The sequence below is a fragment of the Eubacterium sp. 1001713B170207_170306_E7 genome (genome assembly GCF_015547515.1).
GTDB lineage: Bacteria > Bacillota > Clostridia > Eubacteriales > Eubacteriaceae > Eubacterium.
This window is the reverse complement of record NZ_JADMVE010000001.1, coordinates 531,598-556,817: the sequence shown is the minus strand read 5'-3', so window position 1 is coordinate 556,817 and position 25,220 is coordinate 531,598. Positions and strand designations below refer to the sequence as shown.

Annotated in this window: 24 protein-coding genes; 5 read left to right on the top strand and 19 right to left on the bottom strand. The window is 48.3% G+C overall.

Translation table 11 applies throughout. The features are described from left to right. Positions 1-126: 126 nt before the first annotated feature. The 7 genes from I2B62_RS02810 to I2B62_RS02780 all read right to left on the bottom strand — a co-directional run bounded on the left by I2B62_RS02810 (position 127) and on the right by I2B62_RS02780 (position 6,703). Entirely contained in the window at positions 127-909 is a 783-nt protein-coding gene (locus I2B62_RS02810) for a YwaF family protein (protein WP_195267449.1), read from the bottom strand. A 133-nt stretch (positions 910-1,042) separates the two neighbouring features. Continuing rightward, a complete protein-coding gene (locus I2B62_RS02805) occupies positions 1,043-1,786 on the bottom strand; it encodes a 4Fe-4S dicluster domain-containing protein (RefSeq protein ID WP_195267448.1) in 744 nt (247 codons plus the stop codon). Then, on the bottom strand, positions 1,786-3,585 hold the full coding sequence (locus I2B62_RS02800; protein ID WP_195267447.1) for an NADH-quinone oxidoreductase subunit NuoF: 1,800 nt from the start codon (positions 3,583-3,585) through the stop codon (positions 1,786-1,788). The genes I2B62_RS02805 and I2B62_RS02800 overlap by 1 nt, the downstream gene beginning before the upstream one ends. Beyond that, positions 3,582-4,070 carry an NADH-quinone oxidoreductase subunit NuoE gene (nuoE, locus tag I2B62_RS02795; protein WP_195267446.1) on the bottom strand — a complete coding sequence of 163 codons (489 nt, stop codon included), beginning with the start codon at positions 4,068-4,070 and terminating at the stop codon, positions 3,582-3,584. Before nuoE ends, I2B62_RS02800 begins: the two co-directional genes overlap by 4 nt. Before the next feature lie 17 nt (positions 4,071-4,087). Then, entirely contained in the window at positions 4,088-4,366 is a 279-nt protein-coding gene (locus I2B62_RS02790) for a MoaD family protein (protein WP_243259395.1), read from the bottom strand. Positions 4,367-4,433: 67 nt separating this feature from the next. After that, positions 4,434-6,230 carry an aldehyde ferredoxin oxidoreductase family protein gene (locus I2B62_RS02785; RefSeq protein WP_195267445.1) on the bottom strand — a complete coding sequence of 599 codons (1,797 nt, stop codon included), beginning with the start codon at positions 6,228-6,230 and terminating at the stop codon, positions 4,434-4,436. Positions 6,231-6,232: 2 nt separating this feature from the next. Continuing rightward, positions 6,233-6,703 carry a 4Fe-4S dicluster domain-containing protein gene (locus tag I2B62_RS02780; protein ID WP_058694865.1) on the bottom strand — a complete coding sequence of 157 codons (471 nt, stop codon included), beginning with the start codon at positions 6,701-6,703 and terminating at the stop codon, positions 6,233-6,235. 403 nt (positions 6,704-7,106) lie between these two features. Here I2B62_RS02780 and I2B62_RS02775 point away from each other — a divergent pair, with 403 nt between their 5' ends. Both I2B62_RS02775 and I2B62_RS02770 read left to right on the top strand, forming a co-directional pair. Beyond that, on the top strand, positions 7,107-7,319 hold the full coding sequence (locus I2B62_RS02775; protein ID WP_195267444.1) for a helix-turn-helix transcriptional regulator: 213 nt from the start codon (positions 7,107-7,109) through the stop codon (positions 7,317-7,319). Between the two features lies 1 nt (position 7,320). Beyond that, positions 7,321-8,094: a DUF3169 family protein gene (locus tag I2B62_RS02770; RefSeq protein ID WP_195267443.1), complete on the top strand. Its 774-nt coding sequence runs from the start codon at positions 7,321-7,323 to the stop codon at positions 8,092-8,094. Between the two features lie 49 nt (positions 8,095-8,143). Here I2B62_RS02770 and I2B62_RS02765 read toward each other — a convergent pair whose 3' ends face one another. Further along, positions 8,144-9,505, bottom strand: coding sequence for an MATE family efflux transporter (locus I2B62_RS02765; RefSeq protein WP_195267442.1), 1,362 nt, complete (start codon positions 9,503-9,505; stop codon positions 8,144-8,146). A gap of 313 nt (positions 9,506-9,818) precedes the next feature. On the opposite strand from I2B62_RS02765, the gene fucO reads away from it, so the two are divergent. Further along, positions 9,819-10,967, top strand: coding sequence for a lactaldehyde reductase (gene fucO / locus I2B62_RS02760; RefSeq protein WP_195267441.1), 1,149 nt, complete (start codon positions 9,819-9,821; stop codon positions 10,965-10,967). Positions 10,968-11,052: 85 nt separating this feature from the next. Here the strand turns inward: fucO and I2B62_RS02755 are convergent, their stop codons facing one another. After that, a complete protein-coding gene (locus I2B62_RS02755; RefSeq protein WP_195267440.1) occupies positions 11,053-15,597 on the bottom strand; it encodes an EAL domain-containing protein in 4,545 nt (1,514 codons plus the stop codon). Positions 15,598-15,787: 190 nt separating this feature from the next. On the opposite strand from I2B62_RS02755, the gene I2B62_RS02750 reads away from it, so the two are divergent. Then, positions 15,788-16,366, top strand: a complete 579-nt coding sequence (locus I2B62_RS02750) for a hypothetical protein (RefSeq protein ID WP_195267439.1) — start codon at positions 15,788-15,790, stop codon at positions 16,364-16,366. Between the two features lie 29 nt (positions 16,367-16,395). Here the strand turns inward: I2B62_RS02750 and I2B62_RS02745 are convergent, their stop codons facing one another. Beyond that, on the bottom strand, positions 16,396-17,031 hold the full coding sequence (locus I2B62_RS02745) for a cadmium resistance transporter (RefSeq protein WP_195267438.1): 636 nt from the start codon (positions 17,029-17,031) through the stop codon (positions 16,396-16,398). Positions 17,032-17,184: 153 nt separating this feature from the next. Here I2B62_RS02745 and I2B62_RS02740 point away from each other — a divergent pair, with 153 nt between their 5' ends. Further along, positions 17,185-17,607, top strand: a complete 423-nt coding sequence (locus I2B62_RS02740) for a DUF2000 domain-containing protein (protein ID WP_195267437.1) — start codon at positions 17,185-17,187, stop codon at positions 17,605-17,607. A gap of 63 nt (positions 17,608-17,670) precedes the next feature. On the opposite strand, the gene I2B62_RS02735 is transcribed toward I2B62_RS02740, so the two are convergent. The 9 genes from I2B62_RS02735 to I2B62_RS02695 form a co-directional block, all read right to left on the bottom strand. Beyond that, positions 17,671-17,913 (bottom strand): hypothetical protein, encoded by a 243-nt coding sequence (locus I2B62_RS02735; RefSeq protein ID WP_195267436.1) that lies wholly within the window; start codon positions 17,911-17,913, stop codon positions 17,671-17,673. A gap of 11 nt (positions 17,914-17,924) precedes the next feature. Next, positions 17,925-19,955, bottom strand: a complete 2,031-nt coding sequence (gene feoB, locus I2B62_RS02730; RefSeq protein ID WP_195267435.1) for a ferrous iron transport protein B — start codon at positions 19,953-19,955, stop codon at positions 17,925-17,927. Next, entirely contained in the window at positions 19,952-20,182 is a 231-nt protein-coding gene (locus I2B62_RS02725; protein ID WP_195267434.1) for a FeoA family protein, read from the bottom strand. The genes feoB and I2B62_RS02725 overlap by 4 nt, the downstream gene beginning before the upstream one ends. Next, complete coding sequence (locus tag I2B62_RS02720; protein WP_195267433.1) at positions 20,183-21,169, bottom strand: helix-turn-helix transcriptional regulator; 987 nt, start codon at positions 21,167-21,169, stop codon at positions 20,183-20,185. Positions 21,170-21,358: 189 nt separating this feature from the next. Continuing rightward, entirely contained in the window at positions 21,359-22,030 is a 672-nt protein-coding gene (locus I2B62_RS02715) for a 4Fe-4S binding protein (protein ID WP_195267432.1), read from the bottom strand. Further along, complete coding sequence (locus I2B62_RS02710) at positions 22,005-22,889, bottom strand: ATP-grasp domain-containing protein (protein WP_195267431.1); 885 nt, start codon at positions 22,887-22,889, stop codon at positions 22,005-22,007. The genes I2B62_RS02715 and I2B62_RS02710 overlap by 26 nt, the downstream gene beginning before the upstream one ends. Positions 22,890-22,892: 3 nt before the next feature. Next, the gene (locus tag I2B62_RS02705) at positions 22,893-23,549 is read right to left on the bottom strand and encodes an ATP-binding cassette domain-containing protein (RefSeq protein WP_243259394.1); all 657 of its coding nucleotides are present in this window, start codon (positions 23,547-23,549) and stop codon (positions 22,893-22,895) included. Positions 23,550-23,601: 52 nt separating this feature from the next. Then, entirely contained in the window at positions 23,602-24,342 is a 741-nt protein-coding gene (locus tag I2B62_RS02700) for an ABC transporter permease subunit (protein WP_195267429.1), read from the bottom strand. Between the two features lie 20 nt (positions 24,343-24,362). Then, positions 24,363-25,205, bottom strand: a complete 843-nt coding sequence (locus tag I2B62_RS02695) for a transporter substrate-binding domain-containing protein (protein WP_195267428.1) — start codon at positions 25,203-25,205, stop codon at positions 24,363-24,365. Positions 25,206-25,220: the final 15 nt, after the last annotated feature.

The following is a 25,220-nucleotide window of genomic DNA, read 5'->3' as shown; positions in this document are numbered from 1 at the left end:
CCTCTGCCTCTCTGACCCGGATCATTATAACATATGTTTGATCCAAAAATGTGTTCTGCCTGTAAAATTTGTTTTCTTCCGGCGTAAAAAAGATGCGGCGTAACGCCGCACCTCTCTGTTCTCTGCCTAAATCTTTTCGTTCTTCAGCGTCCCAAACTTTACAGCCGCTGTCGTTTTTCCCAACAACCGGTCATCCAGAAGGCTTAACCCTTTGGTCACCAGCGTTACCAGTCCAATCAAAGCCGGCGCCACAAGCAGCCAGTACCAGGGATAGGGTATCTGGTTTATCACCGGCACACCGTGTGCGCCCAGCATCAGAAGATAGTTTTCATTCAAGGCATGGGACATGATAAACGCGATAACAGCGATGATGGCAAGGCCCACCATCGGCTTCCAGGCTCTACGCACTTCAGGCCTGTAATCCGCCGCGAAGGGCATGGTCAGCGCGATTAAAACCATGAGGCCATGTGACACCATACTCTGTACGGCCATGGTGTGAATGCCGCCGTAATCATAAAAAACCCACAGCGGATAAATCAGAACCATAAGCCCGCCCATTACTGCCAGAACGTCAATATAGGGATATGCTTTTTCCCACTTAAACAATACGATCAGCGGCAGGGCAATACAAACCTGATTGCACCAGTCAAAGCGGACATTTCTGAGGTCAAAGCCAAAATAATAGGTTCTCCAGCTGATTCTGAAGATTTCCAGCGCCAGCATCACGGCTGCCAGAACCCGGATAAGCTTCTGACTGTAGCACCGGTCATGTTTTTTGGTCTGTATGACCATAACTGCCACAATAAAAATCATCAGCAATGATGACAAAATAAGATGCTCTGGTGAAAAAATACGGTTATGCGGCTCAACATTCTGCGGAGCAAAGTAATGTTCGTAAAAATAATCCATGCTGCTTCCTTCTCTATTACATAATGTGCACAGTATAACATACCCCAAAAATAAATTCATTAAAATTTTAATCGGTCTGTATCAGAAAAACCTCCGGTACCTTAGTACCGAAGGTTTTTCTGGTTATGATCTCCTACTCAATCCCATAGGTATGGGCAAGCACATCAGCCATGCTCTTTTTACGGCAGCTCTCACAAAGGGAATTGGTCTCCACACCTGCCCTTTCTCCCGCAAAGCGAAGCTCAGCTTTTGTACTTATAATATTACCACAAGATGTACATTTTGCCAATGCAAAATTTTGTCCCCAAATCCTCCTTGTTTCGCCGTCTTCCGACCACTCGATGGCTCCGGTAGGGCACACCTGGGCACAGCTTGTGCAGCCTATGCAATCAACTGACGGGTTTTCATAGGGCGTCGCAACTTTTTTAGTGACACCGCGGTTAATGGTTGAGATCGCTCCAGTGCCCAGAGCCTCGCAGGCTTTGGTACAAAGCCCGCACAGAATACACTTTTCACCCTCCACGGGCTTCAGCCTTGACGTTTCAAAGGCACCGTACTTATCGCACATCGCCTGTATTTCTGCGCTGGCTGGCGCTCTTGTTTTTAGCAGCATTAAAATAACTGAGCGTTCCTCTTTGATTTTTTCACTGTCCGTATAAACCTCGCAGGGGCGCTCCAGCGGATAAACACAGGAGACGACCACTTTGCTTCTTCCATTTTCCACCACCTCTACAATACAAACCCTGCAGCACCCCTGCTCGGAAAGGCCAGGATGATGACACAGTGTAGGAATATCAAACCCATTACGTTTCGCAACTTCTAACAGGAATTCACCCTTTTCGCAGGTACATTCCTTTCCGTTGATACTAATTTCCATTATGCTTCACCCCTTTTCACTGCGACCACCGCATCAAAATTACAGGCTTCACGACAGCTGCCACACGCGATACATTTAGCCGGATCAATTTGGTGGGGCTTTTTGACCTCGCCGCTCACCGCGCTGGCTGGACATGCCCTGGAACAGCGCATGCAGCCACGGCAGGCTTCCTTATCAATCACAAAGGCTGTCAGCTTCGGACAAACGCCGGCTGGGCAGCGTTTTTCATTGATATGTGCTTCATACTCGTCTCTGAAATATTTGATGGTGGTCAGTACCGGATTCGCCGCACTCTTACCCAGACTGCACAAGGATGCATCCTGCATGGTATGGGCGATTCTTTCCATCAGCTCAATATCGCCCTCCTGGCCCCGTCCCTCACAAATGTCGGTCAGAATGGTCAGCAGATGGCGCAGGCCTTCGCGGCATGGCGTACACTTGCCGCAGGATTCATCGCATAAGAACTCAATGTAATAGCGGGCGACCTCAACCATACAGCTTCGGTCGTCCATGACAATCACACCGCCCGACCCCATCATGGCACCATAGCTGGTGAGGGTATCAAAATCCATGGGCAGGTCTAAAAGCTCCGAGGGAATACACCCTCCTGATGGACCGCCGGTCTGCACAGCCTTAAATGGCCGGTCTCCCGGGATTCCTCCGCCAATGTCATAAATCAAATGCCGCAGGCTGCTCCCCATCGGTATCTCTACCAGTCCCGTACGTTTAACATTGCCGACCAGGGCAAAGACCTTTGTCCCGCTGCTTTTTTCGGTTCCTGATTCTTTGAATTTCACGCCGCCATCCTGGATAATTCTCGGAATGTTGGCCAGGGTTTCAACATTGTTCAAGACAGTTGGTTTATTCCAGAGCCCCCGCTGCACAGAACGGATATATTTTGCCCTGGGCTCACCCACCCGGCCCTCTACCGACGCCATCAGCGCAGTGGACTCGCCGCAGACAAAGGCGCCGCCTCCACGTACTATCTGAATATCGAAAGCTTTGCCGCTTCCCATAACAGAATCGCCCAAAAATCCCTTCTCTCTGGCCTGCTGTAATGCGATTTTGCAGTTTTCCACAGCCAGCCCATATTCGTCACGGATGTACATATAGCCTTCCCCAGCGCCGATGGCGCAGGCGCAGATAATCATTCCCTCAATAACGGAGTGGGGGTCCCCCTCCAGGATTGACCGGTCCATAAAAGCACCCGGGTCGCCTTCATCACCGTTACAGGCCACATATTTTACATCCGAATCATATTTCAATGCCTGCCGCCATTTGGTTCCGGTTGGGAAACCAGCTCCGCCACGACCACGGATTCCTGAGACTTCCACCTCTTTAATGATGCTGTCCGCATCCATAGCCAGCGCTTTTTCCAAAGCTTTGTAGCCGCCTCTGGCGATATAATCATTGATATTCGTCGGGTCGATCTCTCCGATATTATGCAACACCCACTTTTTCTGTGGCGCGTAAAAGGGATTTTCATGCTGTGACCGCACGCGTTTTCCATCATTTCCCTTGTACAGGAGCTTGTCAATGACTTTACCTCCCAGGACGGTATCCTTTATAATACTCTCCGCATCCTCAGGCTTGACTTTATAATAGGAAATATCAGCCGGCTCAATTTTAACGATCGGGCCGTTTTCACAAAAGCCGTTGCAGCCAGTGGATTTGATCAGCGGCGATACCTCTATGTCGGATTTATGCTTCCTGGCAGCTTTTTGCAGAGCTTCTAAAACCAGCAGGCTTCCATTGGCCCGGCACCCGGTACCACAGCAGACTAAAACGGTTTGCTTCATGCTTCTGCGCCCCCTTCCGAAAGCTCCTTATACTGGTTTAAAATTTCCGGCAGCTTTTCGAGCGTTACCTTGCCATAGTACACACCGTCGATCACCATTACCGGTGCCAGCGCACAGGATCCGAGACAGTTCACGGTTTCCAGCGAAAAAAGACCATCCACGGTGGTCTCACCCGGGCCAATATTCAATTCGCGCTTTACGCCGGTAATCAAATTGACCGAGCCCCGAATATGGCACGCGGTTCCGTCACAGAGCTTAATAATATGCCTGCCCTTTGGTTTCAGACTTAACGCCCTGTAAAAGGTCGCCATTGAGTACAAAGCGGATAACGGGCATTCCAGATATTCGGCCAGTGCCTTCATTCCCTCCTCAGGAATATAATTGAAATGATGCTGCATGTCCTGCAGCATTGCCAGAGAATGACGCTGATCTCTGGGATATTCCGATAAGATTTTGTCGATTGATTCTTTTGTTATTTCCTGCATGGGCTCACTCCCCTTCCTCATCCTCCCGCAACAACGGGAAAAATTGCCACAGCACTGTTTTCGTTCAGAGGTGTTCGAAGCCCCTGTAAATGCTCGATATGGCGACCGTTAACCATTAAGATAATCTCATCTCCCGGCGCCTCTCCGTCTGGACTCAGAACGTGATTTCTGAAAGCATCGCCATAAGTTTCAGAGAGGGTATGCAGAAGTGTGTACATATCCTTGCAGACCGGCACATCCGTCTGACGGCAGCCTGTATAATCCCGGATGGTAGCGAAAAATTTTACTTTCATCATATTCTCCTCTTCACGTGATCATGGTTGAAAGGAGACAGGGTTCTGCCCTGTCTCCTTTCTCTGTTATTTAAAGTCCAAGCTCCTGAACTTTTTCCTCGGTGGGCACACCTTCTGTGCTCCAGCCGCGTACTTCATAGTATTCCTTCAGCATGACCTCAAGCTCTGCTACCTTACCCTTTGCCGGGCCTTCCGGCAAGGCTTCACGCAGTAGTCTAGGAGGCAGTGTGTCCTTCTCAACACCTGCTGCGATATTAAACTGCTTTTCAATGTTCCAAATCCGTTCTCCCTTTAACAGGAATTCCTCATCGGTTTCATCTGAACCTACGGCTTCACGGTATTGTGCCGCAATTTCAGGCAGGCCGATACCAAAGGTCGTGAACAGACAGATACCGCTGGAATCCACTGCAGCTGTAAGGTCCTGGAAGGTTTTGAGCAGCGGGGCCTTTCCTTCTGTCAGCAATGGATCTGTCTTCAGCGGGATCCCTAGAACCTCAGGAGAGGTCAGGTAACCGCGGACATGGCAGCCCCCCCGGTTAGAAGTGGCGTATTCAAGAGCCATCCCCTGAACCGCACGTCCATCGTAAGCTGGCATTTCCTGTTTTTTAACCGACATGGACAGTTCCGGCGCGCCGTGCTTTTCTGCCAGACGGTAAGATCCCTGAGCCAGCTCGATACCAAAGCCTTCCATTTTCCCGGTAAGCTCTGTCAGATCAACGATGGCCTGCGCATCGCCAAAGGGCAGCGGACGCCCGATTTCTTCCTCGCTCAGAAGTCCCTTTTCATAGAGCTCCATCGCACAGGCAATGGTGGAACCCAGGGTGATCGGATCCATACCATACTGGTTACACAGGAAATTAGCTTTGCAGATTGCTGCCAGGTCATTGACGCCGCAGTCCGCTCCGTAAGACCAGCCTGCTTCGTATTCAGGGCCTTCTCCCATGGATTTAAACGGCCCGTCCGGTATTCTGGTAACACGGCCGCAGCCAATAGAACAGCCAAAACAGCCTTTGTTTTTGATCAGATAGGAATCGACCAGCGCTTCACCAGAGGTATCGTCCGCTTTCTCATAGACGCCACCGTCACGCCAGTTGCGAAGCGGCAGGCCCCCGACTTCATTGATAAGGTTAACCAAAACCTCTGTCCCGTAGGTGGGCAGGCCCCCGCCGGTAACCGGATGCTCCTTTAGCTTGGCACGGGCGTCAGTTATGGCTTCCATGAAGCCCTCTGGCCTGGCAACCGTTACGCCCCCGCTACCACGGACCACTACAGCCTTCAGCTTTTTACTGCCCATCACTGCACCCATACCGCCGCGTCCTGCCGCACGGTGCTTATCATTCATGATGGCAGAATACAGACAGCCCTGCTCACCAGTCGGGCCGATACAAGCTACCCGTGCGCCTTCTCCGCAGGCCTCCTCGAGTGCTTCGGTCGTCTCATAAACGTCCTTGCCCCAGAGTGCTGAGGCGTCTCTGAGCTCCACCGTGCCGTCATTGATATACAAATACACCGGACGGTCACTCTGGTTCTCAAAGATAATGCCGTCATAGCCTGCAAATTTTAACTCTGGGCCAAAATGCCCGCCTGAATTTGAAGCGCCGATGGTCCCGGTCAGCGGAGCCTTTGCCACGACTTCGTAGCGCCCGCTGCAGGAGGCGGCGGTGCCCGTCAATGGCCCTGTCATAAAGATCATTTTATTATCCGGGCCAAGCGGGTCTACCTGTGGGTCTACCTCGTCGCAGAAATATTTTGTCCCAAGGCCCCGGGCGCCGATAAAATCACGGGCAGCCTGCATGTTAAGCGGTTCCTTCTTAATCATCCCTGCTGCCAGGTCAACGCGAATTAATTGTCCCATCCATCCGTTCATCGTTATCCCTCCAATCCATAAACGTCTTTCAGCTGATCCGCGATGGCCTTTTTGCGTTCCATTTCAACCGCTTCGCCATAGACAATGGCGCCGGAAGGACAGAACTTGGCACATTTTGGATCACCGTCACACAGATCGCATTTAAACACTTTTCTCTTAACCGGATTAAAGCTGATGTTGCCGAGCGGGCAGGCGTTCATACACATCTTACAAACGATACATTTTGCTTCATCCATAACAAACGCACCGTTTTCATTCCTTGAGATCGCACCCACCGGACACACCTTCATGCAAGCTGGTTCCTCACATTGCATACACATCACAGGAATGGTTACGGCTGCTTTTTCATAATCCATCACCGTTACATTCGACAGTTTTGGATTAAACTCCTGATAGTGCCCAAAGGAGCAGACCAGTTCGCAGGTTCTGCAGCTTATACACTTTTCAGGTTTGATCATGAGTTGTTTGCTCATACGCTTCCGGATACCGCTGACGCGGTACCCTTGCACCTCCTTTGTGGTAAGTTTACAAAATGAGAATCGCTTTGTGTCCTGGAATTCAGGAAAACACAAAGCCCGCAGAGACAGACTCATACCGTGTATAAGCTGTTTCTGCGGGCTCCTTTGCAAAGATGGCAGATAACAGGGTTGCCCCTGTTACCCATTGGCTGGAAAGGCCCCTGAGGGGTCTTTTCAGCTTCAGAGCAATTCTATTGTTATTATTATCATAGCATATTTCAGAATCCTTGTAAACGTTCTTAAACTTTTTTAAAGATTTTTTATATTTTATTTGACAAATATTATTGTCAATGTTAAACTATTTTTGACAATAATATTTGTCAAGATGACAAAAATAATATGCAAAGGAGGTCTGAGCATGCCCCTCGAAAACCGACTAAAAGAGTTCCGGGCCCGGCATAAAATCAATCAGTCAGAGCTTGGCAAGCTGGCCGGTGTATCCAGACAGACCATCAGTTTAATCGAACGCGGTGACTACTCACCTTCTGTAACACTGGCGCTTAAAATCGCAAAAATCTTCAACACAACAGTTGAGGATATCTTTACCTATTCAGAAGAGGAGGAAAACTGAAATGAAAGCAAAAGATGGCAAACACATCTATCTTAAATTCTTTACCATGATAATCATATGCGGCTTTTTAGGCGGACTGGTCGGCTTCCTGCTAAACTTTCCGGGCTTTAACGTCGTCGACGCCGTACAGCTGCTTCAAAACAATATCCTGATTCACGGCATTTATATTTCTTCTGCCGGATCGGCGCTTTTAATGCTCATCACCCTGCTGTTTTACCTTTCAGCGAGAAACACCTGTAAACAGCTGGAAACCAACGACTCAGATGAGCTCTATGAAAAAGCCGACCGCCTCTGCGACACAGGGATAATTTTTGCCAATATCACGCTGATTTTTTCCTTTGCCTTTTACGGCATTAATGTGAGCGGCACCGCACAAAATGACAGCTCCACCTCCCTTTTATGGAGTCTCGCGGCCTTTTTGCTGCCAATTATTTTCTGCGTTGTCCTTCAGATTCTCTTTGTGAACCTAACCAAAAGAATAAACCCAGAAAAACAAGGGAATCCGCTGGATTTAAACTTTCAAAAAGTCTGGATGAAAAGCAGTGATGAAGCGGAAAAATTCATTCTGTACAAAGCCGCTTATAAAACCTTCCAAATTATGCAGATGGCCTTTCTCATTGTCATGATGCTGCTTATGTTTGCAGCCCTGACCACCCCCATCGGCGCTTTTCCCTTTATTATTATCGGGTTATTATGGGGATTACAGAGTACCTTGTGCTGTGTTTTTTCCATGAAGCTCCAAAAAAACAGAAAAATCGGCAGTGATGACTGCTAAGATAAAAAGGAGGTACGGCGAAACGACGTATCTCCTTCTTTAATTCCAGTTAAGCTTTCACAGCATTTTTTATGCTCAGGTCCATCCATTTTTTTCGCTTCCAGCGCACTAGAAACATTGCGGCTCTCAAAATCTCATCACAGGCCATGGCGATCCAGATGCCGGCAAGGCCCCAGCCCAGGAAAATGCCTAAAACATAGCATAAAACTACCGAAACAAACCACTGTGAGCCTATCCCAAGTGCGATGGGAAACAGAATATCATTGGCAGCCTGAAGCGAACGGACCATGACCATGTTAACCGCCCGGCCAAGCTCAAGAAAGATATCGATGAACATAACCTGCTTGCCCAAAGCAATGACCGCAGGATCGGATGTGAAAAAGCCAAAGATCTGATCGCTGAATAAAAACAGCAAAAGGGCTACGCAGAAGGAGACCAGCACAGAGGAACGAAGCGTTGCCCGCACACGCCTGTCTGCGCTGTCATAATCTCCGGCGCCGATCAGGTACCCCACTAAAACCTGTGAGGACTGGGAAATCGCATTGCTGTAAAGGTAGGTGATCATGGCAAACATCACCGCGTAGACGCGGGTTGTTATGACCACCGCGCCGCAGAGATTCACAAATCCCATTGTCACAGTCTGGCTCAGAGTCCAGGAAAGGGTCTCACCACCCGAGGGGATCCCGATAAACAAAAGCCTTTTGAGCATTGCGGCCGGGAAAGGCCGAAGTGTTTTCAGTGACATACCCGGCTTAATTTTTCGGATGAACAGTCCAACGACAATCACCACACCAATCAGCTTGGCGATATTGCTGGAAATAGCCGCTCCTGTCACGCCAAGCGGTGCTGGCAGTCCAATGCCATTGATCAGAATATAATTGACGCCGATATTGACCACATTCATAATAATTGAAACAAACATGGTTTCCTTCATCAGCCGGTTACTTCTGAAAATAGCGGAAAAGGTCAGAAATACAGCCTGCAGAAAAAGGCCCGCACCGATGATCCGTGTGTACGTCACGGTTTCAGGCATGATGATGTCTGGCACCTGCAGCATATGGTAGATAGCTTCTGTAAAAAACAGCAGAATCGCGCTGATAATCACCGAAAAAATCAGGTTCACGATCAAAGCCAGCGTATAGATCGTCGAGACATTTTTATAATTTTTTGCACCCATATTCTGAGAAACCAGAATCGTGGTCGCCAGCGAAATGATGCTGAACGAAATCAGCAAAACATTGATAATCTGGTTAGCGTTACCGATGGCGCCCACACCGGTCTGCGATACCTGGCCAACCATCATCTGGTCGGTATTGCCCACGAGCATTTGCAGAAAAAGCTCTACGAAAATGGGCCATGTCAGCTTAAAGAGGGATTCCTTATTTGTATTTTCCGGAAAAGTTGCGGTCATTTTTACTCCTGTCATATAATAAATTGCTTTACTATTATAGCATAAACAAAATTCTGATAAAGCTTTCCGTTTGAAATTGTGCACGTTTACGATTATTAAATTATCAATTTTCAACCGTCATGTTTTTTCTTTTTATTTTTCTTTCATTTCAGCACAAAATATTTTCTTTCTTCTGTCCCTGTAAAAACGCTTTCCCTTTACGGATGAAAACGTTGATAAGATTTTACATTAAAAGAACATTAATCTATCTTGAGAATTTTACGAAAAACAACTAAAATAATGCTAATATTATTTGTTAAGGGAGATTACTATTATGGCAAATCGATTCGTTCTAAATGAAACATCCTATCACGGTAGCGGAGCAATTAATGAAATTGCAGCCGAAGCAAAGGCCCGCGGCTTTAAAAAGGCTTTTGTTTGCTCTGACCCTGATCTGGTAAAATTTAATGTGACAAAAAAAGTGACAGACATTCTTGATGAAGCAGGCCTGGATTACGAGGTTTACTCTGAAATCAAGCCAAATCCCACCATCGAAAATGTACAGACCGGTGTGGCGGCCTTTAAGGCTTCCGGCGCTGACTATCTGATCGCCATTGGCGGCGGCTCCTCTATGGATACCGCAAAGGCCATTGGTATTATCATCACCAATCCTGAATTCGAGGATGTCCGCAGTCTGGAAGGCGTTGCCCCGACCAAGAATCCCTGTGTTCCGATCTTTGCCGTTCCAACCACTGCCGGCACTGCAGCGGAAGTCACCATTAACTACGTGATCACCGATGTTGAAAAGAAACGTAAATTTGTCTGTGTCGACGTCCATGACATTCCGGTCGTTGCTTTTGTGGACCCGGATATGATGTCCAGCATGCCAAAGGGCTTAACCGCCTCTACCGGTATGGATGCCCTGACACATGCCATTGAGGGCTACACCACCCTGGGTGCCTGGGAGCTGTCCGACATGTTCCACCTAAAATCCATTGAGATCATCGCGCGTTCCTTAAGAGGTGCTGTTGAAAACACCCCTGAGGGTCGCGAGGATATGGCTCTTGGCCAGTATGTCGCCGGAATGGGCTTTTCCAATGTTGGCCTCGGCATTGTCCACTCCATGGCCCATGCCTTAGGTGCGGTTTATGATACGCCGCACGGTGTCGCCAACGCGATCCTTCTGCCAACCATTATGGAATACAACGCTCCTGAAACCGGCGAAAAATACCGTTTCATCGCTCAGGCCATGGGTGTTGAGGGTACTGAAAGCATGTCTCAGGAAGAATACCGCAAGGCCGCAGTAGACGCAGTGCGCCAGCTTTCAATCGACGTTGGTATTCCTCAGGATTTAAAAGAAATTGTTAAGGAAGAGGATCTTCCTTTCCTGGCCCAGTCTGCGTTTGACGATGCCTGCAAGCCCGGCAATCCAAGAGATGCCAGCCTTGAAGATATCATTGGATTGTATAAATCTCTGATGTAAATCTGTTTACCATCCTTTCTCCAACATATACCTCATTAAAAGAGCCCGGCGGATCATCCCTCCGCGGGCTCTTTTTTACATTACTTTATTTCTTTTTAAGCCGCGCCAGGCCAAGTCTTAGGGGGCGGTTGCCCCAGCTAAACAGCTTTTCTCTCAGGGTGACCGGCCTTTCTCCATTGAAAAAGATCATATCTCTTGAAATAAACCTGTCGTAAAACAACTCCCGCTGCTCACAACCTGCACAGGGCTGACTGCATCCGGCCAGCAGCTCATGGCATTTATGCTGTTTCGCTTTAGCCTCGTCTACTTTCAGCTCCTTCAATAAAGCAGTATTGCAGTAAATGATGTCATAGGTTTTTGCATTAATGATATAAACAAAGCAGTCCAGCTCATCCAGAATCGCGGTATCCATATTAAAATAAGCGTGCTGCTTCTGGAGCTGTAATGCGTGGTAGACCGCATAAGTATTTTTGCCGCTGCACTTTGCCACATACAGGGCAGCATCGGCGTTTTGGTACAGGGTTTTAAAATCCCTCTGCCCTTCCTCCACAAAGGCAACACCGACCGATACGGTAATGCTTTTGCCATGAGTTTGAAGCCGGTTCATTTTATCACAGAACCTTTGCGCTAAGCCGCAAATATCACTCTCGTAGTCCTCGCCAGTCACATAAATCAGGAATTCATCACCACCCAGGCGGCCTTTAAACGCTTTATCTCCGAAAACCTCCGGGATAATTCGGCCGATTTCCTTTAAAATACGGTCCCCCTCGATATGGCCAAAGCAGTCATTAATCTGCTTGAAATTATCGATATCTGCCATCAGCACAGCAGACACCCCTTTTTTCGAAATATCCTCAAGGTTCTGGCTCACCAAGCCTTCGATGGTTTCCCTGTTGTAAAGTCCTGTTAGAAAATCCTTCTGTGCTTTGAGCATCAGCTTATCAATGCGTTTTTGTTTTCGTTTTTCTTCCTCAATATTTTCTGATGTGCCAATGGCTTTCATCGGCTGGCCGTCCTCATCCCATACGACTGTATAGGTGATGCGGTACCAGCGGTAGCTGCCGTCAGGTTCTTTTATCTGAACCTCTGCCGTTGTCTTTTGCCTGCCGCTGCGCATATTCTCATAGAGACGAAGGTACTCCTCAATGGATTCAGGATGTATATAGCCCATCCTGATGCTTTCATCCGGCATATCACCGTACACAAGGCGCCGGCTGTCAGCCTTATTCCACTTGGGCTCTTTTAGCAGGGTCTTTGTTTTGGTGTCATATTCCCAGATACTGATATCCAGATGCTCGATGGCTGCTTTAAAGCGTTCTTCGGAAAGCCGCAGCTTTTCTTCCTTTTGCTTGAGCTCAGAAATATCCGTAAAAATGCCATGGTAGACTACGGTCGCCTCGTCGGTTCCATAAAATTCCGCTGACAAATTTATCCAGCCGAATCCACCGCTGCTATTTAAAGCTCTGAAATCAATATTGATGGGCCGCTGCTTTGCGGCGCTGTCACAGATCGTATTGAAATAGAGCGCTCTGTCCCTGGCGCAGATCAGTCCAAGGCCATCTTCCCGAGCCAGCAGTCTCTGATATTCGTTTTCTTCATAGCCCAGAACCTTTGCCAGCCCGAAACTCATATACCGGGTCTGTATATTTTTCCCGTTAATCCTGAATACAACAATATCGCCCGGCGTACTGTTAAGTACCGTTTCGAGCTCGTTCTGAAGCTCTACCTGTTCGGTAATATCAATACAGGCGCTTACAATCGCCAGTCTCCCGTCCTCCGCGCGTACAAACCGCCCCCGGTCAATGACCCAGAAACAGCTGCCATCCTTACGCAGCGTACGGTAGCGTACCGTATACTCATCGCCCTCCCTGTTATTCGTTTCAACCACCTGCGAAACATGGGCTAAGTCATCCGGATGAATCGTGTTACTGACTAAACCGTCTGTGCCCTTGATAAAATCATCATAGGACGCATAGCCCATGATTTCAAGCATTTCCTTGTTGATGAAATAAAGTGGAAAGTCTGGCTCGCAGTAGCCTCCGATCAGGCCGCTGGGCGACGCTTCACCCAGCAGTGACAGCACTGCCTGTTGGTTTTCTTTTTTCAGATTGGACAGAGACTTTTCTTTTTGCAGAATCTGGTGCTCCATCTCCTTTTCTTTAGAGATGTCCTCAACCAGCCCCACTGCTCTCACTGGCTTTTGACTAGCGTCAAAAATATTGGTCAGCGTAATCCTGTTCCAGAGATAGCTGTCATCCTTCAGTCTGACCCGGACCTCGCAGCTGGCTTTGGTCATCCCCTCAAAAATGCTGCGGTACATCTTTAAAAAAGGTTCCTTTGAGTCCGGATGAATCACCTTTTCATCCAGCAGACTGTCCGGCACGTTGACTAAATGGGTTGTCAGGCCATATTTTCTTGCAAAATAGTCTGAATAATCAATGGTTCTTTTCTCAATATCGAAATCAAAAATCGCATTATTGGTCGCTTCCATGGCAATTCGGAACCGCTGCTCTGAAAGGCGGAGCGCCGCCTCTGATTCTTTCTGCTTTGTGACATCAATGATCGACGCATAAAACAGCTGCCGTCCTCCCTTATCCGCCAGAAAAAAGAGCCGCATATACATCCACATGTACGTGCCATTGCGGCGCATTCTCCTGAACTGGATGTCAATCCCCTTTTCGGGAAACTGGGGCGCCCGCTGCAGCGCTTCGAGGACAAGGGGTCTGTCCTCATCGGCGATACAGTCTAGAATATGGCGTCCGTTAACTTTCAGGGATGCCTCATCACAGCCCGTAGCCTGGTAATAACCTTCATTGACTCTTAAAACCTCAAGGTTACCCTGAAAATACTCGTAAAAAGCCACGCCGCCAATCAGGTTGTTCAACAGGGAGCGGGTCATGCCATCCGAATGTGCCAGCTCATCATAGCTGATCATATTGCTCTTTTCTTTTTCCATGCCGGAAAAATCAAGATTGTTAGCGTTTTGCAGCAGAAGGGTCTCGAAAGCATCGACCGGCATGGGCTTGTAATAATAGTATCCCTGAGCGTAGTGACAGCCAATATTCAGCAGAAAATCAACCTGATCCTTTGTCTCCACTCCCTCGGCAATCACACCGAGGTCCAGCCATTTTGCCATACGGACAATGGATTCCAGTATATTGCCAGCTCTGCCCTGCAGGTGCTCCATATCTGAGAGAAAGCGCATATCAATTTTCAGCACATCGACATTGATATCCTTCAGAATATTAAGGGACGAATAGCCGCTGCCAAAATCATCCATCAGGATGGTAAAACCCTGGTCACGAAGCTTGTTCACAAGGCTCAACAGCTGGTCAAGGTTTTTAGTATAGGCGCTCTCGGTGATTTCCAGCTCCAGCAGATTGGGCGGAAGCGCATATTTCTTCACCAGGCCAGATAACAGCTCGCTCAATCCCTGATGGTACAGATTTACCCTCGAAACATTCACAGAGGTAGGGATGGGCTGATGTCCTCTGTCCATCCAGTTTCTTATCAGGCGGCAGACCTCCTCCCATACGTAAGCATCCAGCTTCAAAATAAAGCCGTTCCGTTCAAAGACCGGAATAAAGGCCTCAGGGCTGATAATCCCCTTCTCGGGATGAACCCAGCGGACAAGCGCCTCACAGCCTACGATTTTGTTGGTGCGCATGTCGCATTTTGGCTGCATATACACCTGAAACTGGCGGTCTGCCAAAGCATGCGCCATCTCATTGACGATTTCCTGCTCCTCAATCAGAGAGCTGCGCAGATGGTTATCATAAACCGCAACACGTTTCAGATAGTTTCCCTTTACAGAATTAAGCGCCAGGATTGCCCTGTCGCACATCCGGCTGACGGGAAGGCTCAGATCGTCAATATAATACAAACCCGCAGCGACTGATATTTCCATATCCAGCGGGTATTGCTCAAGTCCGCGCGTCAGCCTCTGGACAATGCTGTCCGCAGACCCCTGCACCTCCGGCAGTAAAATCGCAAAAACATCGGCCACAATACGCCCGGCTATGCCGGCCTTTTCCTCGGCCCAGGCATTCAACTCACGACCAATATACTGGAGCAGCCTGTCTCCTGTCTCTGCACCGAATAAATCGTTGATGACCTTGAAGCGTTCTATGTCAAAGCAAAGGATCGTATAGGTTTTATCCAGGTAGCCCATTAAAATTTCATGTACTTTTTTGTAAAAGGTATCCTTATTCAACAGTCCTGTGAGCGAATCGTATTCTTCCAGTGTCTTCAGATTGATTTGAAGCGAAGTATTCCGGACACGCTGTCTGATTATCCTGGGATCAAGAGGTCTGGGCAGAATATCTGTCGCGCCGAGCTTAAGGGCCTGCTCCTCCATGACCGGATTGTCCGCATCTGTCAATACCAGAACCCCTGTACCCCGCGAAGCCTGTACGTTCCACAAAGCAGTGCGGAGCATCGGCGGCATTTTTTCAAATAAATCAAAGCTGAAGATAACCACTGCCACCAGTGACTTGTTTTGCTGCAGCAGCTTCATGGCGGTATCGTTTTCTTTTGAAATAACCACACGGTAGCTTTTATTTAAAACAGTATCCAGCATCGTGCTTTCAGCAGGATTTTCATCGACCACTAAAATTGTATTACCAATCATATGCTTACCCCCGGCGTCAATCATGCCATAAATTTCAAATACTACCTACATTATAGTATAAATATTCTTCAAAATAAAGTTAAAACAGGCTTTATATCTGACATATCTTAATTTTTGCTGTTATTCCCTTATCTGCTGTGTTAAAATAATGTACAGATTTTAATTTCTAATATTGACAGGAGTCTTTTAAATGAAGTCTTTTAAAGCATCTGTGACACTTGATCTTCAGGATCTGTTGCTGCTCAATAAAAAGTACAACCGGTGGAGCATGGGGCCTTCCGAGCTGCTGCGCATTGTAAGCTATTTTGTTCTTATCTATACGGTTTATACCCTTTTCATGGTTTATCTGCAGATCAGGCTCTTTACCGGAGGATATTTTGTCTATCCTGGTCTGTTTGCCTTCCGCCTGATCAGCGGCGTGCTGGGCGCGCTGCTCTTTCTCGGAAAGTTTAATCCGCTGCTCATCCGATTGTCGGCTCATTTCTGGCCAGACCGGTACTTCTCAGAAAGAGCCTTTACCTTTACAACCAAAAAACTTGAAATTTTCTTCCGCGATAAAAAGGTAATCTTTGCCTATGGTGAAATCATTAAATGTGACATCACCGAAAGCCTTGTTACACTGCAGACAAAGCACCAGAACTTTACCATACACGAAAACGACATGACCCAGGGCACCTGGTCCGAGTTCAAAAGCTTTCTGAAGGGCAAGAAGGATCAATTCAACAAAGATCCAAAGCTGTTCCGAAAAGAAGCATTAAAGGATTTATAAAAAAGCCGCTGGTATTTCCGGCGGCTTTTTTACCCCAGCAGCAAGCCAAGCGTGCCGCTTTTCAACAAGATGTAAAGTCCCAGCCCGATGAATACAACGGGTATGAGCACATCCTTATATTTTTCAAGAAACGCCCTGATCAGGGGATACTGGCCTATCTTTATTCCTAAAAAGCACCATACACCAATCAAAATCACAAAAATCACGATGATCGTTACGATCTCCACAGTGCCCAGATTCGTGAACAAGGGGATATAGATGCTCACGTTGTCTGCCCCGTTTGCCAGCGTCAGGAAGTAAACATACAGGATATCTGCCGGGAATATTTTCGTAAGCAGCTGTTTTAGACTTCCAGAGTTCTCCTGCGTTGCTTCAGTCTCTGCTTTTTTGTTATTTTCCTTATTTCTGAGCTGCCACACTGCCCTTAGCCCAAGCAGAATCGGAATCAAACCGAACAGGCCAATATATACGTGAGGCACAAAGGAAATGCTGTAGCCAAAGAAAAGGCTGAAAAAGGTCAGTGTCAGAACCGCCAGATACTGGCCAAGGACAATTCTCCACTTATCCGCCGCTGACCCTGCTTTTGAAAAAAGCAGGGTCAGAATTAAAATATCGTCGATATTCGTCCCCGCAAAGGACAACAGCGCAGTGATAACAATGGACATATTTCCCTCCCTCATCTATAATATCTTTTTATTTCACTATTTTATCCTTTTTCACACACAAATGAAAGTGCTCCTGCTGAAAGGAATATCGTTCAAGCTTTTTTTCTTTTTAAAGTGTACAATAAATTTTAGCAACCAAAAAGGAGACTGAAAATGAACTTGGAAAATGAAAAAAGTGTTATGATTATTGATGAAGAACTCCCTCTGGGTATCATCGCCAATACCGCCGCTATCCTAGGAATCACCCTTGGCAAAAAAAGGCCGGACATTGTGGGCTGTGATGTCACAGACCAAAATGGAAACACGCACCTTGGCATTATCGCCTTCCCCATCCCTGTCTTAAAGGGAACGAAAGACAGTATCCGGGAAATCCGACAAAAGCTCTACGGCGCGGATTTCAGTGATCTGACCGTAGTGGACTTTTCGGATTTGGCCCAGGGCTGTAATGACTACGATGAATTTATCGGTCTTATGGCCAATACACCAGAGTCCGGGCTTCAGTATATGGGCGTTGCCATCTGCGGCCCCAAAAAGAAGGTCAATAAGCTTACTGGCAGTATGCCGCTTTTGAGATAAAGAAAGGCCGTATGGATGTAATCCTTCATCCATACGGCCAATTTTTTTATTCTGCACGGTCTTTTAGTCTGTGTGTACCATTACCTCCCAGAATACCGGCATCCCGGAAAAATGGCCGGTACCTCGGCAATTCGCCGTGCATCCCCGGCAATCGTGCCCACAGGTATTGACACGTCTCAAATAACCAGCCTGTTCCAGAAATTCCATCTGGCGGTAGATATCCTCTGCCTCAGTATTCAGCTGACAGGCCAGCTCTTCTACCGAACGCGCCTGTCCGTCTGACATCAGTTTTAATAGCTTTACCATTTCTATGCCTCTTAAAAAATAAAGATTCCAATATGATAGACTACAAAGGATAACAGCAGCGCCATGCACACGTAGTACAGCGCGATACGGAAAGTCCATTTAGCCGAGTGCGTTTCCTGATAGGTGGATGCCAGCGCGACAACACACGGAATGTTAAAGGTCACCGCAAAAATAAAGGCCAGAGCCTCCGCCGGAGAAATGTTTGCCACCAGAATATCACCCAGATTCGCTGCCTGGCCAACTGCCCCGACCGTTGAAGCGAAAATACTGCCTGTTCCCGCGTAAAGAGAGCTCAGGACTCCAAGCGCGGCTTCCTTGCTGACGGCCGACGATATAAAGGCCAAAAATGTCTGCCATCCCATTCCAAAGAAGCGCGTGACAGGCTCGATAAAGGTTCCAAACCTGTAGATGATACTGTTACTCACATTTCCATCTGACGAGTAGGATAACAGCCAGAATACCAGAGAAATAAGTAATATAACCTTCAACGCGCGGAACAGAATATCCTTTGTACGGCCAAAAACATAGCGCAGCAGGCTTCCCCATTTTGGTTTATGATACGGCGGCAGTTCCATGATCATCCCGGTACGCTCACTGTCCTTGACCAGATGTCTGCCAAAAATTTTTGAGGTAATCCACATGTGCAGCAACGCCACAGCAAAGATCGCCACAATCACAACTGGTGCCCAGAGGCCAAAGAACACGCTGGAGATCATTGGCACGATGGCCCAGGTCGCGGCGCAGGGGACTGCCCAGGCCAGCGCGATGGTCAAAATGCGCTGTCCCCAGTTATCTATGACACGGGTTCCTGCCGCGCCGCCGATGGTACAGCCAAAGCTTACCAGAAAGGGCATGATGGATTTCCCCTGCAATCCGAGCTTAGCCATTGTGTTATCAAAGACATAGGAAATGCGGGCCATATAGCCGATCTCCTCGATGAGCCCGAATACCAGTGTAATACCAAACACAAAGCCGATCATGGAGATGGCAAAATAAACCGCATTGACGCCCACATCGCAGATAAGGCCAACGATAAACGTTGGTATCCCAACACTGCTTAAAGCTGTGTTTAAAATTGGGCTGAGCGACGAAATCATGCCGCCGACAATCATAAAGGGCGCTGCCGGAATAAAGGCAGCCACCAGCCCGAGCAGGATAATCACCACTGCCAGAGGCTTACCCCAGCGCTTGCTCGTGGCGATACGGTCAAATTTGCCAAGCGACGGTGAGCCCTTTTTTCCCTGGACCGCGCCTTCCAAAACCCCGTCGATCCATTCAAATTTACATTCTCCTGTGAGCAGGGCTCCGTTTTGGAACTGCTTAAGCATACTGTTGACAGGCTTCCACGCTGTATCTCCCAGAAGCTCGCATACCTTTACCCCAACGGGCACATCCCCCTCGATCAGCTTGGCCGTTAACCAGAGCGGAGTGTAGTCGTCAATGCTCTTACCGGAAAGATGGTCATAGAGTTCACTGAAGCCTTCAATTTTCCGGTATTTTTCTGCCAGCGTTTGGGTGTTCAGCGTCGGCTTTTTCCTGAGCACATCCTTCAGCACCTGATAAAAAGCATCGTAGCGCTTAACGTCTGTTGCTGAGAAGGGTAAAACCGGAATGCCCAGGCGTTTTTCAAGCTGCCTGACATCAATGCTTTTGCCCTGATCCTTCGCCACATCAATCATGTTAAGCAGCAGAAAGGCCGGTGTTTTTATCCCTGCAAAATCCGCCAGCATGAACAGGCTTCTTTCCAGCTGAGAGGCGTCTGCCAGAATACAGACCGCATCGGCCTGCCCGCTGGCAATGTAGTCTCTTGTAATGATTTCCTCATCCGAATTGGCCGACAGGCTGTAGGTTCCGGGAAGGTCCACCACCGTGTAGCGCGTTCCGTCTTTTGTAAAATAGCCTTCTCTCTGCTCAACCGTTTTACCCGGCCAGTTTCCCACATGCTGCCGTAGGCCGGTCAGTCCATTAAAAAGCGTGGACTTTCCCGAGTTGGGCTGGCCCAGCAGCGCAATGACCGGGGTTTCTTTGTGAACTTCTTTCATAATAAATCTCCTCCAAATTGAATTTTATCGCTTTCCTCCCGGTTTAGAGCAATCATGGTGTCCCGGCTGTAGAGCAGGACCGGTCTCTTTTTCTCGTTTAGTATGACTGTTACCGGACAGCCTGGCGTTAAGCCAATGGATGTGATCCTGCTGAGAAACCGTGTATCGCCGTCTATGGCTTTGATGATTCCCCGTTCTCCACTTTTCGCTTCTGATAGTTTTTTCATTTAATTCTCCTTATACCTGAAATGATGATGGTTCAGCCTTCGGAACTCCAAAGGCGTAGCACCTGTGATTTTCCGGAATGCAGCGCCAAACTTGCCCTGATTTTCATAGCCGACCATCGCCGCAATATCGGCAATGCTTATCTGGGTTGTGCTCAACAATTTTTGCGCCTGCTTCATACGCTTTTCCCGTACATAAACCGAGATGGGCTTTCCGTAGATTTGTGCAAAGTATTTTTTCAAAGCGCTGGGACTCACCCCCTGTTCCTCCGCCAGCTCTGTTATGCGGTGTTTTTTAGAAAGGTCGCTGTTCAACTTCTGCTCCACATGTATTGCGACAGCGCGCTGGCCCTGGGTTAAAAATGCCTGCTCTGCAGCCGGCATAGAGCAGCTGCCCTTTTTAAGCAGATAGAGCAACTCCGCCGTCCAGAAACGGTAATCTTCCAAATCCGAATCGCCTTTTGTAATCCGCTCTGCCAATACCCCTGCTTTCTGTCTCCACTCTGGAGTCGCAAGACCGAGCCAGCTTCCCTTCTGGCCGGAGAGCAGGGCTTCTGCCTGACACAGCTCCAGGCCGTAATCCTTCCAGGCGGCTGGCTGGTTCTCTTTAATCACGGACAGATCAATTAACAGTACCAGTCCATGATACCTGGCTGTGGGAAGTGTCACCCAGCCAAAAGCAGGGTTCAGGTCAACGCTCACCCGGCTATCGCTCAGGTAAACGTACCGGTTGTCCGGCAGCTTTACCTCACAGCGTCCCACTAGGCAGCAGTTCAGCTTTAGATAATGGTAATCCTCTATTTGGGGCATCCAGATTTCCTGCATTTTAAAATCATTAACCCAAAGCTGGACTCCTGGATAGAGCTCTAACAAGAAAATGAAGCCTGTTTCATTTTTGTATTCAAATTCCATACAACGTACCAGCGGTGAAATAGAGCGCTGCCGGACAAAATACCGCGTCATCAGTATTGGATCGACCTGCTGTTCCATAACATTCCTCACCTCCCTCTTAGTTAGACCGACCTAACTACATTTTATAGAATACCACATGGTTTCATACCTTTCTACTCCAAAACGTTAAATTTGCTCCATCGGACACGTAAATTTCATCTAAAACCAAAAATTCATCAAATAAAAAAAGCAGTGCGTTATTACACTGCTTTTTTTAAGTTCAAAAGCTTATCCCTTGGAGACAATGGCGTTTACCGGGCAGTTATGATAACAATTACCGCATTCGTCACACCGGCTGCCGTTGATCTGGTAAGGCTCACCCTTCTCAATCGCGTCAAAGGAACAGATTTCAGCGCATTTTCCGCAGCCTGTGCAGGCGTCTGTGATCGTGAGGCCTGGCTCGATAAAAGACATTCCGCCATAAGCAAATCGTTCGCGCTCCATTTTATGATCCCGGTTTTCCTTGGCGTAATCAAAATCATAGCGCTCACCCCAGGCCCGATAAAGCACAAAAATACGTGTTCGGGGATATTTTTCGATATCATAGACCGCCACGTTAAAGTCCCGGCTGCCTTTGGCCTTTTCCGCCACCTCGTCCATTGTAAGCTCCCGCATGTCACCTGTAATCCGCATGGTATAACCTGGCACAAAAGAGGGCAGGTTATTTTCGTCATGGCTCACCTGACTGCTGGGGTACATACCGCACACGCTGACCTTTCCGGTCTGCTTCAGCTCTTTGTAGAACGGCTTGACATCCATGGTTCTAAAATAAATCCCATCCGCGTCACAGGCAAAAAAATGGGCAATACGGGATTCCACATAGCCATTCTCCGCCAGGGTTGAAAAAGTCACACAGCCGATCCGGTCAAAATATTCATAAATTTCTTTTATTGTCATCATTTCTTTTCTCCATTTCTCTGTAGCGTTTTACAATATAGGCGGCTGTCTCCCGCATCAGATCAAAGCCAAACATCACGGTGTTGTCCTCCGACGCATTGGAGACAGCGTTCACATCAATAATATAAAAATTCTTCTCTGTTTCAATAATGTCAAGACTCCCGAACTCAATGTCGAGAAGCGACAGGACTCTTACTGCCGTTTGCCTGACCTTTTCAGGACAATCGGTATAGTGGGTATAGACAGAACCCAGATGATAGGCCGACAAGCCGTCCGCTGTCACACTGCGTTTTAAAATGAGGCGGCATTCTCCGCCGATTACCTCGACCCGTGTGATATAGCCATGGACAGGAGGGATGTATTCCTCTGCGATCATACGGATTGCTGGTGTCTGCGCCATCGCTTCTGTCAGCTCCCCGGCGTCATGGACAATGTAAGTACAGGTGGTCCTTCCTCCGCAGTCCGGTTTGACGACGCAGGGATAGCTGAAGCTCGCCGGATCAGCCTCCTCAGGAAAAAACACTCCGTATACATCTGGAACCGCAATGCCCTTCCACTTGAGAAAGGCCGTACTGAGCGCTTTACTGGTTTCATAAAAGTGCGCCTGCGGTGGATTAATCATCGGAATGCCTTTATGCGCTGCCTGTCTGATAACCTTCGGCATACGCTCCAGTGACCGCTGGTGCTGTCTGAACTGAGCGCTGGCAAACACCCGGCTGACAAGCAGATCACAGCCGTTGATCGATGCAACGGCATTGTCCTCCTCAAGATTAATAAGCCGGGCTTCAACCCCAAAGGACTGAATTTCCGCAAGAAGCTTGTGGCTTGACCATTCCTCCGACTCGTACAAAATACCAAGCATGTTTTATCCCTCCTTTCTTAAAAAAGCGGCCAGCTTATCTGTCTTGGGTGATTCGAGCAAATCTGTTTGCCCATGCTCAAGGATTTCACCCTGATCCATAAACACAAAATAGTCCGCGAACTGTTTAAGGAAATCAATCTCATGTGTGACAAAGACGCAATCCTTGCCCAGGTGTTTAAGGGCTGTGACTGCTTCAAGAACCTCCCCGGTAAGAATCGGGTCAAGGGCTGCTGTCGGCTCGTCCAGGAAAAGCAGCTCCGGCTCTGTACACAGCGCTCTGGCAATGGATGCCCGCTGTGCCTGGCCGCCTGACACATGGCGCGGCAGCTTATCCGCCTGCTCTGCCAGGTGAAACTGGTCAAGAAGTACGTCTGCTTTCTGCCCCGCCTCCTCTGGATCCATCCGTTTAATCTTTTCAAGAATGAGCAGTAGATTCTTTTTGAGGGAGAGATGTGGAAAAAGATTATGCCTTTGAAACACAACACCGATTTCCCGCTGGTATGCGCGGGCTTTTTTCCGGGTAACCGCTGTTTCGTTTATCATGATGCTTCCCTCTTCCGGAAACTCGATCCCTGCCAGCTGCCGCAGCAGCGTAGACTTACCGCTGCCTGAGGCGCCCATAATGCCAACTGCCTTTTTGTCCTCGATTAAAAGATTCAAATCCTTTAAAACCCTGGTATCATATTTTTTGTCACATGTTTGAGTGCAATTTTCACCGTGACAGCCTCCTTCCAATAAGCTGAGCTAAGAGCGACAGCGGAATCGTGACCGCCAGATAGGCGATCCACATCACCAGATAGCCTTCTACCGATGCCCAGTTTTTAGCCGCGATCACTGTGATTACATAGGCGATTTCCGGAAAGGACACGACCTTCAGCAGGGCGGAGCCCTTGATGATCCCTGAGAGGTGATTGATGAATGCCGGCAATAAGGGCCTTGCCATCTGAGGCAGAATGACGTAAAAATACTTCTGAAAGCCTGTAAAGTGATAGAGCTCCATAACGACATACTGATCCTCATCAATCACCTCCACGGCGCTTTGGTAGGAGTTGGCCACATAGGGCGCTGTGTACAGGGTCAGGGCCGCGATACCCAGCACAAATTTGTTACTGATGTGCACAGCCTCGCCCAAAACATAAACAGCCAGAAACACCATGACCAGAAGCGGCGTCCCCATGACGATCTCTCTGAAAATGATGGCTGTTCCTTTCACAAAGGGCAGACGGCTTTTCATCATCAGGTAGAGCACAAAGCCCAGCACCGCGCTCAGAACAAGAGTAATGGCGCTTACCAGCAGCGTGTAGCCCACGCCGCTTAAAAGCAGAGGCCACTGGTCAAGAATCAGATGATAACGGGGATGCTCCGTGGTGTTGCCCAGAACGTAGAGGATTAAAAGCAAAAACAGGGCCCCGGCAGCCAGATACTGCAATGGTCTGCTGTATTTTCTTACCATATGTTACTACTCCCTTTCCTTTACTGCGGCGGATATATGATAAAATCAAGGCCCAGACGGTCGTCCTTCAGATAATCATGGATGACCTGGTCATATTTATCTCCGGCTGTTTTGTAAAAACCGCCATCCTCATACATGGATTTCACAAAGGCATTGGCCTGATCAAGCAGCGGGGTATTACCCTTTTTAACTGCCATTGCGGACTGGCTGTATTCTTTAATGCCCCAGTAAATTTCGGTGGTGTCGGCATAAGCGTAATGATCGCCAATGATGGTGTTTGCGCCCACCAGCACATCGGCGGTTCCGTTGTTTATCTCCATCAAGCCGCTGGCCACATCGGTAATCTCCCCAACCGGGACCCCGTAGCCCTGGGGAACCGATACGGAGATCGTCCCCGCCAGCCCAACGTATCGAGCGCCCTTGATGGCAAAGAATTCCTCTGGCTTCATTTCTTCTGTGACGTTGTTTTTTTGAGCGAAGTCTTTGCCCACCAGCGCCAGCGTACGGCCGTACAGATAAGGCTCTGAAAAGTCGACCACTTCCTTACGCTCCTCGTTGACGGTCATATCGCAGATGACAATGTCGGCCTCTCCGGTTTCCAGTGCTGGAATAAGCATGGAAAAATCCGTGTTGACGATCTCGACCTCACGTCCGATGTAATCGCCAAAGGCGTTGGCGATATCCACCTCTATCCCTTTGGGATTACCCTTCTCATCCATTTCTGTAAAGGGCGGAAACTTCAGATCCATCGCCACCTTGAGCGGGGCTTCTCCCATTTGGATTTCACCGCCTGGGTTAGAACATCCCACAAAAATCAAGCAAAGCATTAAAACACTCACAAACAGTCCTGTTATTCTTTTCATTGTCTACTCTCCTTA

Coding starts and splice junctions, on each gene's coding strand:
- I2B62_RS02810 (WP_195267449.1), bottom strand. CDS start 909: ATGGATTATTTTTACGAACATTACTTTGCTCCGCAGAATGTTGAGCCG.
- I2B62_RS02805 (WP_195267448.1), bottom strand. CDS start 1,786: ATGGAAATTAGTATCAACGGAAAGGAATGTACCTGCGAAAAGGGTGAA.
- I2B62_RS02800 (WP_195267447.1), bottom strand. CDS start 3,585: ATGAAGCAAACCGTTTTAGTCTGCTGTGGTACCGGGTGCCGGGCCAAT.
- nuoE (WP_195267446.1), bottom strand. CDS start 4,070: ATGCAGGAAATAACAAAAGAATCAATCGACAAAATCTTATCGGAATAT.
- I2B62_RS02790 (WP_243259395.1), bottom strand. CDS start 4,366: ATGATGAAAGTAAAATTTTTCGCTACCATCCGGGATTATACAGGCTGC.
- I2B62_RS02785 (WP_195267445.1), bottom strand. CDS start 6,230: ATGAACGGATGGATGGGACAATTAATTCGCGTTGACCTGGCAGCAGGG.
- I2B62_RS02780 (WP_058694865.1), bottom strand. CDS start 6,703: ATGAGCAAACAACTCATGATCAAACCTGAAAAGTGTATAAGCTGCAGA.
- I2B62_RS02775 (WP_195267444.1), top strand. CDS start 7,107: ATGCCCCTCGAAAACCGACTAAAAGAGTTCCGGGCCCGGCATAAAATC.
- I2B62_RS02770 (WP_195267443.1), top strand. CDS start 7,321: ATGAAAGCAAAAGATGGCAAACACATCTATCTTAAATTCTTTACCATG.
- I2B62_RS02765 (WP_195267442.1), bottom strand. CDS start 9,505: ATGACCGCAACTTTTCCGGAAAATACAAATAAGGAATCCCTCTTTAAG.
- fucO (WP_195267441.1), top strand. CDS start 9,819: ATGGCAAATCGATTCGTTCTAAATGAAACATCCTATCACGGTAGCGGA.
- I2B62_RS02755 (WP_195267440.1), bottom strand. CDS start 15,597: ATGATTGGTAATACAATTTTAGTGGTCGATGAAAATCCTGCTGAAAGC.
- I2B62_RS02750 (WP_195267439.1), top strand. CDS start 15,788: ATGAAGTCTTTTAAAGCATCTGTGACACTTGATCTTCAGGATCTGTTG.
- I2B62_RS02745 (WP_195267438.1), bottom strand. CDS start 17,031: ATGTCCATTGTTATCACTGCGCTGTTGTCCTTTGCGGGGACGAATATC.
- I2B62_RS02740 (WP_195267437.1), top strand. CDS start 17,185: ATGAACTTGGAAAATGAAAAAAGTGTTATGATTATTGATGAAGAACTC.
- I2B62_RS02735 (WP_195267436.1), bottom strand. CDS start 17,913: ATGGTAAAGCTATTAAAACTGATGTCAGACGGACAGGCGCGTTCGGTA.
- feoB (WP_195267435.1), bottom strand. CDS start 19,955: ATGAAAGAAGTTCACAAAGAAACCCCGGTCATTGCGCTGCTGGGCCAG.
- I2B62_RS02725 (WP_195267434.1), bottom strand. CDS start 20,182: ATGAAAAAACTATCAGAAGCGAAAAGTGGAGAACGGGGAATCATCAAA.
- I2B62_RS02720 (WP_195267433.1), bottom strand. CDS start 21,169: ATGGAACAGCAGGTCGATCCAATACTGATGACGCGGTATTTTGTCCGG.
- I2B62_RS02715 (WP_195267432.1), bottom strand. CDS start 22,030: ATGATGACAATAAAAGAAATTTATGAATATTTTGACCGGATCGGCTGT.
- I2B62_RS02710 (WP_195267431.1), bottom strand. CDS start 22,889: ATGCTTGGTATTTTGTACGAGTCGGAGGAATGGTCAAGCCACAAGCTT.
- I2B62_RS02700 (WP_195267429.1), bottom strand. CDS start 24,342: ATGGTAAGAAAATACAGCAGACCATTGCAGTATCTGGCTGCCGGGGCC.
- I2B62_RS02695 (WP_195267428.1), bottom strand. CDS start 25,205: ATGAAAAGAATAACAGGACTGTTTGTGAGTGTTTTAATGCTTTGCTTG.